General features: G+C 33.6%; 12 protein-coding genes. 7 read left to right on the top strand and 5 right to left on the bottom strand.

What is annotated here, in order from left to right; all coding sequences use genetic code 11:
• Window positions 1–31 precede the first annotated feature (31 nt).
• Window positions 32–1392, top strand: a protein-coding gene (locus ACFVRR_RS19305) for an IS3 family transposase (protein WP_387331824.1) whose coding sequence is annotated in 2 segments (ribosomal slippage) — window positions 32–488 and window positions 488–1392 — 1362 coding nt in all. Because the reading frame shifts where the segments join, the coding sequence is not laid out codon by codon here.
• Between the two features lie 63 nt (window positions 1393–1455).
• Here the strand turns inward: ACFVRR_RS19305 and gloA2 are convergent.
• Window positions 1456–1842: an SMU1112c/YaeR family gloxylase I-like metalloprotein gene (gene gloA2 / locus ACFVRR_RS19300; RefSeq protein ID WP_097978278.1), complete on the bottom strand. Its 387-nt coding sequence runs from the start codon at window positions 1840–1842 to the stop codon at window positions 1456–1458.
• A gap of 195 nt (window positions 1843–2037) precedes the next feature.
• Window positions 2038–2256 (bottom strand): hypothetical protein, encoded by a 219-nt coding sequence (locus tag ACFVRR_RS19295; RefSeq protein ID WP_387331822.1) that lies wholly within the window; start codon window positions 2254–2256, stop codon window positions 2038–2040.
• A gap of 222 nt (window positions 2257–2478) precedes the next feature.
• Between ACFVRR_RS19295 and ACFVRR_RS19290 the strand changes: the two genes are divergently transcribed.
• Both ACFVRR_RS19290 and ACFVRR_RS19285 read left to right on the top strand, forming a co-directional pair.
• Window positions 2479–3513 carry a DUF3048 domain-containing protein gene (locus ACFVRR_RS19290; RefSeq protein WP_387331820.1) on the top strand — a complete coding sequence of 345 codons (1035 nt, stop codon included), beginning with the start codon at window positions 2479–2481 and terminating at the stop codon, window positions 3511–3513.
• A gap of 186 nt (window positions 3514–3699) precedes the next feature.
• Window positions 3700–4560 (top strand): pentapeptide repeat-containing protein, encoded by an 861-nt coding sequence (locus ACFVRR_RS19285; protein ID WP_387331818.1) that lies wholly within the window; start codon window positions 3700–3702, stop codon window positions 4558–4560.
• 475 nt (window positions 4561–5035) lie between these two features.
• Here the strand turns inward: ACFVRR_RS19285 and ACFVRR_RS19280 are convergent, their stop codons facing one another.
• The gene (locus ACFVRR_RS19280) at window positions 5036–5881 is read right to left on the bottom strand and encodes an FtsW/RodA/SpoVE family cell cycle protein (RefSeq protein ID WP_387331816.1); all 846 of its coding nucleotides are present in this window, start codon (window positions 5879–5881) and stop codon (window positions 5036–5038) included.
• A 31-nt stretch (window positions 5882–5912) separates the two neighbouring features.
• Window positions 5913–7346: a MocR-like pyridoxine biosynthesis transcription factor PdxR gene (pdxR, locus tag ACFVRR_RS19275; RefSeq protein ID WP_387331814.1), complete on the bottom strand. Its 1434-nt coding sequence runs from the start codon at window positions 7344–7346 to the stop codon at window positions 5913–5915.
• Between the two features lie 138 nt (window positions 7347–7484).
• Here pdxR and ACFVRR_RS19270 point away from each other — a divergent pair, with 138 nt between their 5' ends.
• Complete coding sequence (locus ACFVRR_RS19270; protein ID WP_097978283.1) at window positions 7485–8414, top strand: DMT family transporter; 930 nt, start codon at window positions 7485–7487, stop codon at window positions 8412–8414.
• A gap of 82 nt (window positions 8415–8496) precedes the next feature.
• Here the strand turns inward: ACFVRR_RS19270 and ACFVRR_RS19265 are convergent, their stop codons facing one another.
• Window positions 8497–8859, bottom strand: coding sequence for a VOC family protein (locus ACFVRR_RS19265; RefSeq protein WP_387331812.1), 363 nt, complete (start codon window positions 8857–8859; stop codon window positions 8497–8499).
• Window positions 8860–9269: 410 nt separating this feature from the next.
• On the opposite strand from ACFVRR_RS19265, the gene ACFVRR_RS19260 reads away from it, so the two are divergent.
• From ACFVRR_RS19260 to ACFVRR_RS19250, 3 genes are all read left to right on the top strand, one after another.
• Window positions 9270–10550: a helix-turn-helix domain-containing protein gene (locus ACFVRR_RS19260; protein ID WP_387331810.1), complete on the top strand. Its 1281-nt coding sequence runs from the start codon at window positions 9270–9272 to the stop codon at window positions 10548–10550.
• A 140-nt stretch (window positions 10551–10690) separates the two neighbouring features.
• On the top strand, window positions 10691–14971 hold the full coding sequence (locus ACFVRR_RS19255; RefSeq protein ID WP_387331808.1) for a S8 family serine peptidase: 4281 nt from the start codon (window positions 10691–10693) through the stop codon (window positions 14969–14971).
• Between the two features lie 281 nt (window positions 14972–15252).
• Window positions 15253–16576, top strand: a 1324-nt coding sequence (locus ACFVRR_RS19250; protein ID WP_387331806.1) for a DEAD/DEAH box helicase, incomplete at its 3' end; no start/stop codon positions are given.

The raw sequence follows: 16576 nt of genomic DNA, 5'->3' as shown, positions 1-16576 counted from the left end.
ACACAGTCTAACATTTGGAGGTGCATTTTTTATGACTAAATTTACAAGTGAAGAGAAATTAATTGCAGTAAAACGTTACTTAGAAGGGGACGAGTCTCAAAAAGAGATTTCAGATTCTATCGGAGTAGACCATTCTGTATTTCAAACATGGTTACAAAATTATCGCCATCATGGTGAAATAGCTTTTCAAAAAAGCTATACATCATATAATTTGCAGTTTAAACTAGATGTACTTAATTATATGAACGAACAAGGAACGTCTATCAGAGGAACAGCTGCAATTTTTAACATTCCTACTCCTTCTACTCTTTATCAATGGAAAAGGCAGTTAGAAACGATCGGTAAGGATGCCCTTGTATCAAAGAAAAAGGGGCGTCCATCATTGAATAAAAATAATTTAAACACAGGCAGTAATAAAGAAGTAGCTGAAGGATCAATTGAGGCTTTACGTTCAGAGAATGAACGTTTACGAATGGAGAATGCTTACTTAAAAAAGTTGAATGCCTTAGTTCAAAACAAGGAAAAATCACCAAACAAGACAAAGTCCAAGTAGTCTATGAATTAAGGCATGAATTTTCTCTAAGGCTCCTACTACAACTCGCAGACATCCCACGTAGTACGTATTATTATTGGGTGAAAAATTTAGGTCGTCCAGATCCAGATGCAGAGCTAAAAGTGTTAATAAAATCTATTTACGACGAACACGAAGGTCGATATGGCTATCGTAAAATAAGAGATGAGCTTACTAATCGAGGATATAAAGTAAATCATAAAAAAGTGCAACGTCTCATGAAAGTACTAGGAATTAAATCACTAGTGAAGGTAAAGAAATATCGCTCTTACAAAGGCAAAGTGGGTAAAATAGCTCCAAATATTTTAAATCGAAATTTTCAAGCATCTAAGCCAAATGAGAAATGGGTTACAGACATAACTGAATTTAAATTATTTGGAGAAAAGCTATATTTTTCACCTATGTTGGACTTATATAATGGTGAAATAATTACTTATACAATCGGTTCACGTCCAACCTATTCACTTGTTTCAACTATGTTAAAACAGTCTTTTGAACGTTTATCAGATTCCGATACATTACTTATTCATTCAGACCAAGGATGGCACTATCAAATGAAAAAATATCGTAATGCCCTTATTGAACGTGGCATCACACAGAGTATGTCTAGAAAAGGAAACTGTTACGATAACGCAGTAATAGAAAATTTCTTTAGTATCATGAAATCTGAACTACTCTATCTTAAAGAATTTACCAGTGTCCAACACTTTAAAAAAGAACTAGCTAAATATATAGATTACTACAATAACAAACGTATTAAGGCAAAATTAAAAGGCATGAGCCCAGTAAAATACCGAGTTCATGCCCAACAGGCTGCCTAATTGAAATTACCTGTCTAACTTTATGGGGTCACTACACATTGAGATTGTGTTTTGTTTTTAAATCTACTCTTCATACAATTCTAATGGTAAACCATCAGGATCCTGGAAAAATGTAAATCTTTTATTTGTTAACTCGTCAATTCGAATTGGTTCTACAAAGACAGCATTTTGTTTTAAGTATTGAATGCTTTCTTCTATATTAGACACAGTAAATGCTAAATGGCGTAACCCAACTGCTTCTGGATTTGTACGTCGTTTCGGTGGATTAGGAAATGAAAATAGCTCTATTTGTCCATTTTCTCCAATACTTAAGTCCAATTTATAAGAGTCTCGCTCCTCACGATAGGTTTCCTTAATTACCTTACATCCTAATAAATTTATGTAAAAATGCTTAGATAATTCATAATTTGAACAAATAATAGCGACATGATGGATATTCTTAATTTCCATATTAAAACTCCTTATTACTTTGATTTACTAAAACTTTTCTTAGTTTATCATGATTAGTCCAGTTTGAAAAAAGAATACATTCCATTTAGACAGTATAGTTCATAGTTTTAAGTGGAAAAATGTATTGTGAAACTGTAAAACTGGGAAAAATTCAAAAAAAATAATGGGAATAATCTCCCATTAAGTTTTAGAAATTTATCTTCTTCTTTTTTTATCATCTTTTGCTAAAACCTGTACTTTCTTTATAACTTCTAGTTCTACAATTACATGCACATGTTTATCATTTATTTGATTAACACTTAATACTTTACCTTTTCGTCCTTTAATGGAAATAGTATCTCCTTCAGAGGGGACATTTTTGAGTAGTTGGTTTAATAGTTCAACGTTTTTCTCGAAATAATGAACTACAATCATATAGCTTCAACTCCTCTAATCATTCTTATCTTTATACAATATTTAAGATTAAATAAAATAAGAACAAATTTAAGCTGATTATTTAACAATACAAGTTCATATATTAAGGAAGAACTCCAAATAGAAGACTGTTATATTAATATCGGAAAATTCAAACAAATACTTTCTATTTTATAAGTTATTTAATACAATTTAGGAAAATAACAGATTGTGAGGGAGCCAATGCATAAGAAAATTTTATCAATAATTGTGATAAGTATGCTTCTAGTAGGATGTAAGCATGGCGAAAAGTCTGTAAAAACAGTTAAAAATGATGATAAAAATCCTTCGAATGAACATGTAATTGATAAAGGAGAAATTGATACGATTTATGCTCCTTTAAGTGGATTACCAATAAGTCAGACTAGTGAACAGAGACCTGTTGCAGTTATGGTTAATAATTATTATTTAGCTAGACCTCAAAGTGGATTAAGTAATGCTGATGTTGTTTATGAAATTTTAGCAGAAGGAGATATTACAAGATTTTTAGCTATTTTTCAAAGCAATATTCCCGAGAAAATTGGTCCTGTAAGAAGTGCGAGAGATTATTACATCAATTTGGCAAACGGTTATCATGCATTATTTATCTGTCACGGAAATAGTCCTAAAGCGAAACAAATGATGGATTCAGGGATGATCGATGCATTAAACGGTCTGATCTACGACGGTACGTTATTTAAAAGAGACAAAACGAGAAAAGCACCTCACAATTCTTATATTTTGAAAGAAGGTATTGAAAAAGGAGTTGCTCAAAGGCATTATTCTTATTCAGAAAAAGTTACTCCATTAGATTTTACGCAGAAAGACTTAGTATTTGATAATTCTTGGAAAAATGCTGGTGAAGTATTTATAAAATACTCTCATGATGCAAGAAATAATGTGACTTACAATTATTCGAATTCAACTAAAAAATTTCAGCGAGTTCAAAATGGAATTGTAGCAAAGGATGCTTTGAACGGGAAAGAGCTTCAAATTAAAAATATTTTAGTCGTAGAAGCTACTCATAAAATTATTGATAGCTATGGTCGCCGTTCAATTGATCTCGAACATGGAGGAAAAGGATATTATATTGTTGATGGAAAGTATATGAATATACAATGGAAGAATGTAGATGGCCGAATCATTCCGTTTACACTTGATGGAACTGAAATAAAACTTTCACCAGGTCAGACTTGGATTAACTTTGTTCCATTTTTAAATGATGTAACAATTAAATAAAGTACATTAAAGCAGATAATTTTATATAATTATCTGTTTTTTATTGCTAAAGGATGAAAAGTATCACCGCCTATTGAATGTTGAAAGCTACACTTAATAAGCTGAACTACGTTTGACCAAAAAAAATTACGATGTTACGATAAAAATTATTATTCATTTATATATGGTGGGTAGGGGGCGCAGGAAGTGGCTAGTAAAATTGAAAATATAAGATTAGTAAATGAGCGTTATCAAGATCTAAAAGCGGACTGTGAGAGTTGTTTTGGTCTATGCTGTGTCGCATTACCTTTTGCTGCCTCGGCTGATTTTGCTAATGATAAAATTGCAGGCAAACCTTGCCATAATTTACAATCAGACTTTCGTTGCGGAGTTCACAAGAATTTAAGAGAGTTAGGTTTCAAAGGCTGTACTGTTTTTGATTGCTTTGGAGCGGGACAAAAAGTATCTCAAGTAACCTTTAATGGAAAAGACTGGCGACAACATCCAGAATTGGCTAATGAGATGTATGAAGTATTTCCAATTATGAAGCAACTGCATGAAATGCTTTGGTATTTAAATGAAAGTTTGACGATTAGTGCTGCAAGTGAGATTCATAATGAAACAAAAACAGTTTTAGCAGAAACTGAAAAATTAACACTTATGGACCCTAAACTAATACAAAACTTAGATATCACAGCTCACCGTGCAGAAGTTAACTCTTTACTTCTACGTGTTAGTGAGAAAACACGGACTGTGGCTTTGAAAAAATTTAAAAACAATAAAAAACGTCAAAAAGCTACCGGTAGAGCTTTAGACTTTATTGGTGCTAAGTTAAAGGATGCGAATTTTATCGGAGCTAACTTAAGAGGAGCCTATCTAATTGCCGCCGATTTAAAGGGAGCCGATTTAAGAGGTTCTGATCTAATCGGTGCAGACTTACGAGATGCTAATCTGAGTGGTGCGGACCTTACAGGAAGTATTTTTCTTACTCAAGCTCAAATTAACTCAGCAAAGGGAGATTATCACACTAGAATACCAGAAACACTTAAAAGACCATCTCATTGGTGAGAAAAATAAAAATGGACCATTTTAATGGTTCATTTTTTAAACTTGTGGAAATAAAACAGAGGAAATATAAAAAGAACTTCCTCGTGACGGGTTCATGAGGAAGTAAAACAGCAAAAACCTGAAAAGAACTTCCTCATGACAGGCTCATTAGGAATTAAAAACAGCCCAACGGCATTTTTTCAGAGTGTTGAAATATAAAATGGTCAAAAGGGAAAACGGACATTAAATTGAAGATTTATTTAATTATGAAATTATCATTTTTGGACGATCTATTATTGGTTTTAATTGTTAATATGTTTTAGTAATTTCATGATTCCAATAATCACTAGTAATGATTTTTTTCAGAAGTTAAATATATTATGAGCTAATTTTTAGAAAAATAAATTGAGTTGATTAGTTTAATTAAAGTTCGATATTAGTTGACCTAAAGCTGATTAATACTCAACAGCTTGAAAAAATGAGCCATTTTAATGGTTCATTTTTTATTATATACATACCAAGAAATAGCAATTAAGTAACCGATAAAAGGTGATGTTCCATAACCCATAATCGGTACTGGGAAGTTTCCAAAACAGCTTGAAAGAATACTAATTAAAAAATAGATACCTAAACTAAATGATAATGGTTTTACACTGTTTGGCGGAAATAAGAAAAATGGTATTAATAAAATTAAAAGTGAAATTACCGCTAAGACTAGCCATCCGAATCCCATTTCCTTTACTAAACTTAAAATGTCTTCTACATAAGAAACTGGGGCAAGTTGGTCTAAGTGAGACCAGCTAAAGATAATTAAAAGTATAAAAACAATTAATAGGAGAAATCGAACGCTTTTATTCTTTATTATATTTAGTAATAGAATAGAGATGGCGGTCGTAAAAGCTGTTAGTTGAGATGCATCTGGTTGAAAAAGTAATAATACTGTAAAGATTAATGCAAAACCAAAAGTAAGCCAAAATGGTTTTGATTTCATTAAGCTTGATAGTTGAATTAATAGTAACGGAACTAAAACTAAAGCGATATTAAATCTTAATGGACCAATTGCTATCCAGCGATGTACACCGTGTAATCCATTGTCCAAAAAGGTAAGTAAAAATAATATGAGTATGCATGTAATGACAATGATATTTGTCTTTTTCTTTGCGGTTCTCTTATCTCTAAACAGTACTAAAAAGGAGATGATTCCTCCTATGATAGCAATTAAAATATTTTGACCGTAAATGGACGGGGAAACTTGGTTATTGATCATGGCAAGTACTCCGATTATCATTGCTGGTATAGTTATGACGAGTGGTAATAAGTTTATTTTTTTGAAGTAAAGCATCTTATTCTATATGGCCTTCCTTTAAAAAGTTTTATATTTGTTTAATTATATTGCGTAGTTTCTCTAACCCCTCGGCTAAATCATTTTCGCTAACTAGTGAGTAACTAATCCGAAATGAAGAGGTATCTGTATTGTTGTTAAAACAAGCTACACCAGGTAAGAATGAGATATTTTCATGATTGGCTTTTCTTAATAAATTAAAAATATCTAGATTGGATTTATTAAATGTAAGCCACAAATTAAAGCCGCCATCAGGTATCCGAAAATTTAATTGATCATTAAGAGATGAAAGTATTTCAATACTTGTATCACGCCGAATTTGTAGAGCAATTCTTAGTTTTTCAACGTGACTTCGCATTCGATCTGTTCGTAGAAATGGTAAAATCGCTTTTTGTGTTAGCAAAGGGCTACCGACATCCATTGAAGCTTTAACCGCAAGTAGCCATTCCAGAACTGGTCCATTTGCCAGCATCGCAGCAATTCTAACTCCGGGTGCTAAAGTTTTACTAAATCCTTTAATGTAGATGACGTGGTCTGATTGATCATAATATTTAATTGGGTAATATTGAAATGCTTTTTTGAAATAAATATCACTAAATGAATCGTCTTCAAGAATAAAAAAATGATGCTGTTGTGCTAGTTCAATTAATTCTTTTCTACGACTATTACTCATTGAGATTCCAGTTGGGTTTTGAAAGGTAGGGTTAACATAAATTAATTTTGGTGTAAACTTAATGCACATATCTTCAATTAAGTCTGATCGGATTCCCTCTTCATCCATCTCCACAGGTATTATATGAATCCCCTTATTTATAAAAATATCAAGTGCACCACCATAGCATGGACTCTCGACTATAATTGAATCTCCAGGTTTTAATAGTGCTTGTGCTACTAAGTCAATTCCTTGCTGAACCCCACTTGTAATAATTAGATTTTCAGCTTTAGATCGTATTTTTTGAAATTCATATAAATGTTTAATAATTTCCGTTCTTAATTCAATATCTCCTTGAACCGGTCCGTAGGTTGTTAATATTGACGCATCATCTCTTAATAGTTTTTGCATTTCATCCGCTAAAAATTTATTAGGAAGCAGACGTGGATAGACAACTGCTTTTGAAAAATCATATTTTAACTGTTCTCTATTTATTAAATATTGGGATCGTACAATATTGATTCCTAAAGTCTGTTGCCAGTTATTACTTGGATCAACTTGTGCTGTTTTTTTTACTTTCTTACTAATAAATACTCCTTTACCTGGCATCACTGTGACATAGCCGTTTGTCTCTAACCATTTGTAAGCCTTTCTAACAGTTAAAACGCTTATTGCAAGCTCCTCAGCCAGTATTCGTAAAGATGGTAATTTTTCGTTAGATAAAAGTAGACCACTTTGAATGCTACCTGCAATTTGAGTGCCTACTTGGAGATAAATCGGAACTGTTGATTTTTTATGGATTTGAATTTTCATAGATCACCACTAGTTTTTTAGTATTAAATTAATTAAAAAAAGATCAATCGTCAATGGAAAAAGTGCTAACTGTTATATGCTCTATTATACTGTTATACTCCGACTTTAATATAATACTTTTATCAAAGGGGTGATGAAATGATCATTATTAATTATATTTTTATTTGCATGATTTTCGGTACAACTTTTCTAGCAATAAAATTCGGAATTGAGTCAGGCGTTTCGCCATTATTTTCAGCCGGCATTCGATTTACATTAGCAGGACTGATTGTCATTTTATATTTCCTTTTTAAAGGGGTAAATGTGAAGAAATTTATTTTTTCAAAACGAATTATGTATATTGGATTCTGCTTAACTTTTATGACATTTTCAACATTGTATTGGGCTGAGCAGTATATAACATCAGGGTTAGCCGCAGTTTTGTCTGCAACTGGCCCAATGATGATTTTACTTTTCCAATTAAGGAGAAATAATAAGGGAATTGAGCGCAAACAACTAATAGCGTTATTAATGGCTTTTGCAGGTGTAATTTTTGTCTGTTTACCTGGGATAAGTCAGCATGTCTCTTACTTATGGGTTGCTGCTTGCATCGCAGTATTATTAGGAGAAGCTTTTTACGGATTTGGATCAATTTCCTCAAAGGAAATATTAACAGAATACAGTACTGTATCACCATTTTTAATCAATGCTTTTCAAATGTTATATGGTGGAATATTTCTACTTTTAGTGTCGTTTTTATTAGAAAAACCAAAAATTGAAAGTTTAGGTTCTTGGGACGCTGTGTGGCCAATATTGTATCTTGTATTTATAGGTTCAATAGGGGGACATGGATTATACAGTTGGTTATTATCTAAAACGAACCCGGTCTTCCCCTCAACATGGCTTTATGTATCACCATTAATTGCAAGTGTCTTAGGTTATTTCGTAATGGACGAACCAATCAAACCAATTATGGCGATTGGTGGCATACTAATCTTATCCGGTGTTTTCATTGCAAATTGGTCAACGTTTTCTATGTATAGAAAGCAAGGTAGGCTTTTAAAAAAAGAAGTGAATATTTCAAAGTAATATCGTTAATCTAAAACTAAATAAATAAAGAAAATCCACATGGAAAATGAATTTATCCTGTGGATTTTCTTACTTTATTTAATCATGATTTTTGAACAAATGCCCATATGTAACCGTCTGGATCTCTTAAACAAAATTCCTTATAGCCCCATGGTTGAATAGTAGGTTCTGTGATGACTTTTTCTCCATTTGAGAAATCTAATGGCGTCAATTCTTTTTCCAATACACTTTCAAATAGTGGATCGACTGCATTTACGACTAATTGAAAGACTGCATCAGTATTGGATTGCGCATCAGTAGGATGGAGCATTAGCTCGCCATTCCCTGCTTTAAACCAATACATACCATCGTGTCCTCTTAAATATTCAAATCCCACTTTATCATACCAGCTCTTAGAAGAGTTTGTGTCTTTACAAAAAATAACAATATCTAAAACTCCGTTCATTTATTCAGCTCCTTTATATTTCCTGTGTTAACTATTCTTTGCAGAACACACGTTTACCTTTTTTATCTATAATATCTCTAGTATTTCAGTTATAGTGTTTTTTAATGCCTAGGTTTCTTTCAATCAACTCATAAGTATTTATAGCTTTAGTAGTTTCATATTATTTAACAAATTAATTGAGTTCTCTATTCGTCATTATGCGACTAATGGAGAGCCTTTTTTGATCGTTTGTCTAATAAAAAAAGTATGTCTACAACATTAAATTCAAATTGACAAAATTTTTCAGAAATAAAATGATATCAAGTATCGTTATAATGAAATTGTAATTTAATAGCTTTACGAGGATGGGGCATTTATAACGCTTAAGGAAAGAGCAGAAGTAAATAAGAAGAAAATTGTAGGTGAGAAGAATGAACGCTGCTCTATTTAAAGAAATTCAATGCATATGCCTAGAGAAAGGCTGGACAAAAACTGAATTGGCTAAGGGATCAGGTATTCATATTAGTGAAATAAGTCGTATTTTCAATCATAAACGCTCGCTTACACTAAAATATTTGGATGCCATTTCCGAAGCTATTGGGTTGGAGGAAGGCGCACTTTATTCATATTTTTATGAAGAATGTTTTAATGAAGAACAAATTTTGGACAAGCGTAAAAGTGTACAGTTTTTATTCAAATGCTTTACTAATGGTTACGAGGAGCATTGTCAAAATCTGTTACAAGTTATGACAACTGAAAAATCAGTTACGATTCAAATTGATTATTTAAATTATATTTTTTTCGTCGCAGAGGAGCTTTTTAAAGCTGGAAAAGAAGAAAAAGCTTTGTTTTTGTACGAGATTATTATTGAATGTGATTCAAAAGACGTTTTAGAACTGTTGGCAATTAGTTATTATAGGCGCTTTTATATTTTAAGAATGACAGAGGATGGTCATCACGCATTGACATATGTGTTGGAGTATCTGTATTGCATGCCGAAAAAAGTTAGAATGGAAGCATATTTATGGATTGCAGCTTTCTATTATAGGCGCGAGCAATGGGAAAAGGTGCTTTATTACGCCGAGAGATTAAGAAAATTGGTTAAAAGCGGAGAGTATTATGGAAGAGCACTTATGTATAAAAGCTTCGCACTTGCACGTCTTGGGGGCTCATTAGAAGAAATAATAGAGCTTATAGAACAATATGCGGGGGTAAATGATTATTTTGCTGATTTAGCTATAGGAAATCGACTAGCTTCTTATTTAGATTACGGACAGCTTGAGTATGCAGATCAATATCTTAGTTGGCTAGAAGAGCGAGAAGATGTATATGTTGGATTACCAAAGGTGCTCGAAGCTTTTATTCGCTTGAATCGATTAGATGATGCTAAAAGAATCCTAGATTTATATCAACATACAATTGAAGAATTGATATTAGATGCAGAACCATGGTTAAAACAGAAGGTACATTTGGATTTTCGTTATGCATATGCTTTTTATCAGTGTGAAAGCCTACAACTGCCAAATGGTTTAGATGAATTACTGGATGTAGCTTATACAGCAAATCAAATAGGCAATTTAGAAAGATTCAATAAATGTCTTCTAATCTATTGGAGATATAAGGACCATGCAACTTCTGACCAAATAAAAAAGTATATACAACTATTAAGTATTAATGGTATCAAGGAGAGCTCCTTGGGCAATTTTGCATAGTACTATTCTATAGGTATGAAGTAGGTAATTAAAACAAAAAAAATTTTAAAAAAACACTATTTGACATAATTTTCAGAAAATAAAATTATATCAAGTTTCTTTATAATGAACTTATTAAGAAAAGAAAGTAGGGATAGTAGTTGAAAAAGAAAATGTTTAGAAATGTTACAACATTAGCATTAACAACAGGACTTATCAGTACTACAATGACACCAGGTTCCTTTTCACAACAAGTTCATGCACAAGCAACTTCAAAGATTGAACAAGTTTTGGCAAATCTCACTCCACAACAACGTGAGGCAATTAAGCAATTGAAGGTAAGTGACAAAGAGGGACTTCAATTATCTTCTGAAGTCGATCAAACTAGTGACAAGCTTACTCCTGTCATTGTCGAGTTTAAGGACAAGCCACAGCAGACGGCTGTTTTAGAAGCAGAGTCAGATGGTACAACTCTAACAGCTGCAGATGCAAAAGCAAAAGTAGATGCTTCACACGAAACATTCCAAAAAGATTTAAAAACAATTTTTAGCAGTGAATTAAAATCAAAGAAAAATCCATATTCAATTAAACAATCATATAAAAAAGCATTTAATGGTGTTTCTATGACTCTACCAGCTAATAAAATAAAGTCATTACTGAAATCTAATGTAGTAAAAGCAGTCTATAGTGATTTGCAAGTACAAGTAGAACCACCGTCTATTAGCGAATCATCAACATCAACAGGTCAAGCTGCAAAGCATACGATGGTAACATTTCCTGGTGTTGAAAAACTTCACCAAGAAGGCTTTACAGGAAAAGGTGTAAAAGTTGGTATTATTGATACTGGGATTGATTACAATCACCCAGATTTAAAAGGTGCTTTCAAGGGTGGTTATGACTTTGTCGATAATGACAGTGACCCAATGGAAACGACATATGCAGATTGGAAGAAGTCAGGTCAGCCTGAATTGAGTTCAGGTGGTGAAGCGTACTATACTGAGCACGGTACACATGTAGCAGGAATTATTGCTGGACAAGCAAAAAACAATGCAGATTTTGCGGTAGAAGGCGTTGCACCTGAAGCTGATATTTATTCTTATCGTGTTTTAGGTCCATATGGTTCAGGTTCTACTTCAGCTATTTTGGCAGGTATTGATAAAGCAGTATCTGATGGTATGGACATTATTAATATGTCACTTGGAGCAAACTACAATGATCCATTATATCCTACGAGTATTGCCGTAAACAATGCTGTACTTGCAGGGGTAACAGCAATTGTCGCTGCAGGTAACTCTGGGGACAGAATGTATTCACTTGGCGCTCCTGGTAATGCTCCTTTAGCAATTACAGTAGGTGCAAGTGACACGTCTGTCACAATTCCAAGTTTTTCAGGTGCACTTCATCCTTCAACAGGTGATATATCTGTTGATTTAAAATTGGCTGCTCAAGGTTTAACTGATAACGTAGCGGATTTTGAAGGGCAGACTTTACAAATGGTGAATGTATCATTTGGGGGTGAGCCTAGTTATTCTAAGCGTGATGCGATTGGTAATTATGTACCAATTGATGTAAAGGGAAAGGTTGTTCTTGCGCAACGAGGTAGCTTCGGAATTACTCAGATCATTGCGATAGCTAAATCGCATGGAGCAAAGGCTGTTGTTTTATATGACGCAGATCGACCATTAGGAGATGTATACCTTGGAGATGCTTACGGCTTTCTACCAACATTTTTACTGAGTAATGCACAAGGAAAAGCTTTAGCTGCTAAATTACCTGTAGCTGGTGCATCAGCAGGGATACCTTTAGACTTTACTTTTAGTAATATGAAACAAACAGTGACTGTGGGTGATAAATTGGCACCATTCAGCTCACGTGGTCCATCCCGTGTGTTATACGATATTAAACCTGAAGTAACAGCACCAGGTGTATCTGTTTTCTCTACTGTTCCTTCTTATATGCATGGAGCAGATCAAATAGGAAACTATCAATATGCTTATGAACGTTTATCAGGAACGTCAATGGCAACTCCTAACGTTGTTGGGGTAGCAGCATTATTAAAGCAAGCTCATCCAGACATGACTCCTTCAGATATTAAAGCAACACTTATGAATACAGCGGATCCATTATCTGATAAATACAGTGTTTATGAAGTTGGGGCAGGACGTGTCAACCCTTATGACGCTGTTCATGCAGCGACGGAAATTCAAGTAAAAGACAAAACTTCAACAGTAAAAGATAATACAACAAACGATGGAGCAACTACTTTAGCAAGTAAGGGCATTAAACAAATTAAAAATATTACTGGTGCAATGAGTTTTGGTGAACAGGGAATTAGTGGTCAGGATTTGACAGATCAACGTTCAATCACGTTATTTAATAAAAGCTCAGTAGATAAAACATATGACGTAATGGTACAATTCCAAACGTTAAGTGCAAGGTATACAGGCGACTCAAGAGCAGATCAGGATGCTGCTGCTAATGGCGTTACATTAGATGTGAAATCATCTGTAAAAGTGAAAAAATATAGCAGTGCGAATATGGATGCTACGATTAACGTTCCTAAATCGGCAAAGCTTGGAACATATGAAGGTTATGTAGTGTATACAAACCAAAAAGATCCTAATGAAACATATAAAATTCCATTTGCTATTCACACAGTAAAAGAAGGTATTGATTATCTGACTGGTAATCCACATGCATTTACAGTACCTTATGAAGCGGCAAGTAATGCAACAAGATGGTCAATTGGCGTAAACTTCAAATTAAATTCTCATATGCGTTATTTTGATTTCTTCCTTGTGGATCCAAAAACGGATAAAGAATTCGGATTCTTAGGTTCAGCTGATGGAATGGGAGCAGATGAGAATATTGAGTATTATTTCCGTGGGGTTCTAAATAATGGTCAATACTATCCACTAACTGGTGATCCAGACAATCCTATTGCGTATGATCAAAAAGAGATTGACCCAGGATTATATAAAATTAGAATGGTAGGAACAAATGATAAAGGTGAAACTTTCACTGCAGATGCACCGGTTTACAACGGAGTGAAAGAAGCAAAAGTTACAATGAACAATATGAAGGCTGGGGGCATTTACGAAACGGCTAATCCAACCGACACGAAAGTTACTGTATCAGGTAATGTATTTGATAAAGAGATCGACGAGATGAAAGCGGCAGGCATTAATGCTTCACAAGCCAATAATAATTTTACTTACTATAACCCTAATAATTCTCAAGAAAAGAGTATTCCATTAGATTCACAAGGTAATTTCAATGCAGAAATACCATTAAGTACATCAGGGCCAATTGTTAATGCAATTACAGAATACGACTTCTCAGATTATAGTAAATCAACTGTTAGAAATTACGGAAGTTTCATTGATGCATATTTTGTTAGAAAAGGAACGGCTTATACTACAGCAATCGCTGATAAACAACGTATAAACATGGGTGAATCAACAACTTTAACGTTCTCTACAAAAAATGTGAAAATAAATGTGAAGAAGGCTGAATTCACTTTCCTTTACCCAAGTCAGTACCTTGATCTAATCAATGTTCAACCAAATTCTGCGTTTAAAGGCAAACTAGATGTTCAATATACAACTGCTCAGTTTAATAATTCGTTAACAAAAATGACGATTACAGCAACAGCATCTGGAGATTTAGCGAATACTGGAATTGCTGGAGATGTTTCATTAGTAGACTTAACATTAAAAGCAAAAGATCAATATTACAAAGGACCAATGAACTTCTACAGTGCAACAGGTTCAAGTAGATTCTTTAACGCTGTGTATACTAACGTGGACAATACGACTGTAACGACACAAGGTATTCAACCATATTTCTATATTACTCCAACATATTCTCTGATGAGAGCTCAAGTTCAAGCTGAAGGACTAATGTTGTTCGCTGGAGAACCTATGTCGAAACAAATTGACTTCAATAAAACAGGTTCAAAAATTAGTGTGAAAGATGTAAATGGTAATGAATATGGTGTATCTGATCCTTTAGGTTACGCTGGCAGCTTAGCGCCATCAGCATTTAGAACGAGATTACCGATTACTGATGATGATTTTACATTAAAAATTGATGTGCCAGGTCACTTTACATTCTCAAAAGATTTTACAGTTGGTGTAAAAGAAGATGGAAAAACTACAGCAGGATCTAAACCAATTAACTATGACTATATACCTGGTGGAGACGTAAATAAAGATAATGTCATTGATGTAAAAGATGCGCTATACATCCAAACGTATTGGGATACAAATAAGCGTGATGCTGACATTAACTTTGATGGCGTTGTTGATGCAAAAGATATGCAATATGTTATCAATAACTACTTAATGCAAAATCCTTGGAATGACAATTCACCAAAAGCAGCTACAAAATATAAGAGCAAAACATTGGATGATGTTTTACAAGCTCTAGGATTAGAGTAAGGCAATAACTAGTCAAACGGTAACCTATTGAGGGTTACCGTTTTTTTTCCTTGATCTTAAATTTAATATTTCATTAAACTCTTGATTATTTTACTAAGGAATTGTGAAAAATAACTTGATGCAGAAGAAATCTAATCAATTATACTTACACAATTAAATAAGAATAATTTTAAAAAGATTAATAAACGTTGTGATACAATGAATTAGTCGTATTTTGAGTAAATATATGAAACAACCATTATTATTTATAATGATAGAAAATAGAAAGTAAGGTAAAATTAATGAATAAATTTTCTAGTTTAGGTTTAAGTGAGGAATTAACTGAGTATTTAACTGAATTAGGGATAACAGAGCCTACTCCGATTCAAGAGAAGGCAATTCCCATTGTATTTGAAGGTAAAGATTTAATAGGACAGGCGCAAACAGGAACTGGTAAAACATTTGCGTTCTTATTTCCAATCCTAGAAAGAATTAATTTAGAATTACCACATACACAAGCATTAGTCGTTGCTCCAACAAGAGAGTTGGCCCTACAAATTACTGCTGAAGCTAAAAGGATTGTTAGTGAAGATTTTGGAGTACTTGCTGTGTACGGCGGACAAGACGTTGAACAACAAGCTCGTAAACTAAAAAGTGGTGCCCATTTAATCATTGCAACACCTGGTAGGCTTTTAGACCATTTAAGACGAGGAACAATAAAATTAGATAAAGTTGATTTTCTAGTGCTCGATGAAGCAGACCAAATGTTACATATTGGATTTTTACATGAGGTAGAAGATATTATCAATCAGACTCCTGCATCAAGACAAACGTTATTATTTTCTGCTACAATGCCAGACCAAATCCAATCACTTGCAAAGCGTTACATGAAAAAGCCAGAAATTATTAAAGTAAAAGCTAAAAGAATTACACTAGATGAAATTGAACAATTAATTATTGAAACAACAGATCGCGGTAAATTTAATGCATTATTGAATCAAATCAAAGAAGCAGAGCCGTTTCTAGCAATTATTTTTTGCAGAACAAAAAGAAGAGCTAATAAATTAAATGAACAGCTAAAAGGAAAAGGTCTTTTATCTGAAGAACTACACGGAGATCTAACCCAAGGCAAGCGCGAAAAAGTTATGAAAATGTTCCGCGAAACTAAAATACAATATCTTGTAGCAACAGATGTAGCAGCTAGAGGAATTGATGTCGAAGGTGTTACTCACGTATTCAACTACGATATACCATTGGATACAGAAAGCTATGTACATCGAATTGGAAGAACAGGACGTGCAGGAGATACTGGTATTGCGATAACATTTGCTACTCCAAAAGATTTTCAAGATATGAGAGTAATTGAAAAAGAGCTTAATCTTTCAATTAAGAGAATAGAAATGGAAAGAGGAGAAAGTTCAGGCAGAGCGGATCGAACAGAAAATGCAGGCAGAACAGAAAGAACGGGTAATGCAAGCAGAGCAGAAAGAACGGGTAATGCAGGCAGAGCAGAAAGAACAGGTAATGCAGGCAGAGCAGAAAGAACGGGTAATGCAGGCAGAGCAGAAAGAACAGGTAATGCAGGCAGAGCAGAAAGAACGGGTAATGCAGGCAGAGCAGAAAGAT

The sequence above is a fragment of the Gottfriedia sp. NPDC057948 genome, from assembly GCF_042887255.1.
GTDB lineage: Bacteria > Bacillota > Bacilli > Bacillales > Bacillaceae_G > Gottfriedia.
Note: the sequence above shows the minus strand (reverse complement) of the source record. Positions and strands in the feature narration are given on the sequence as shown.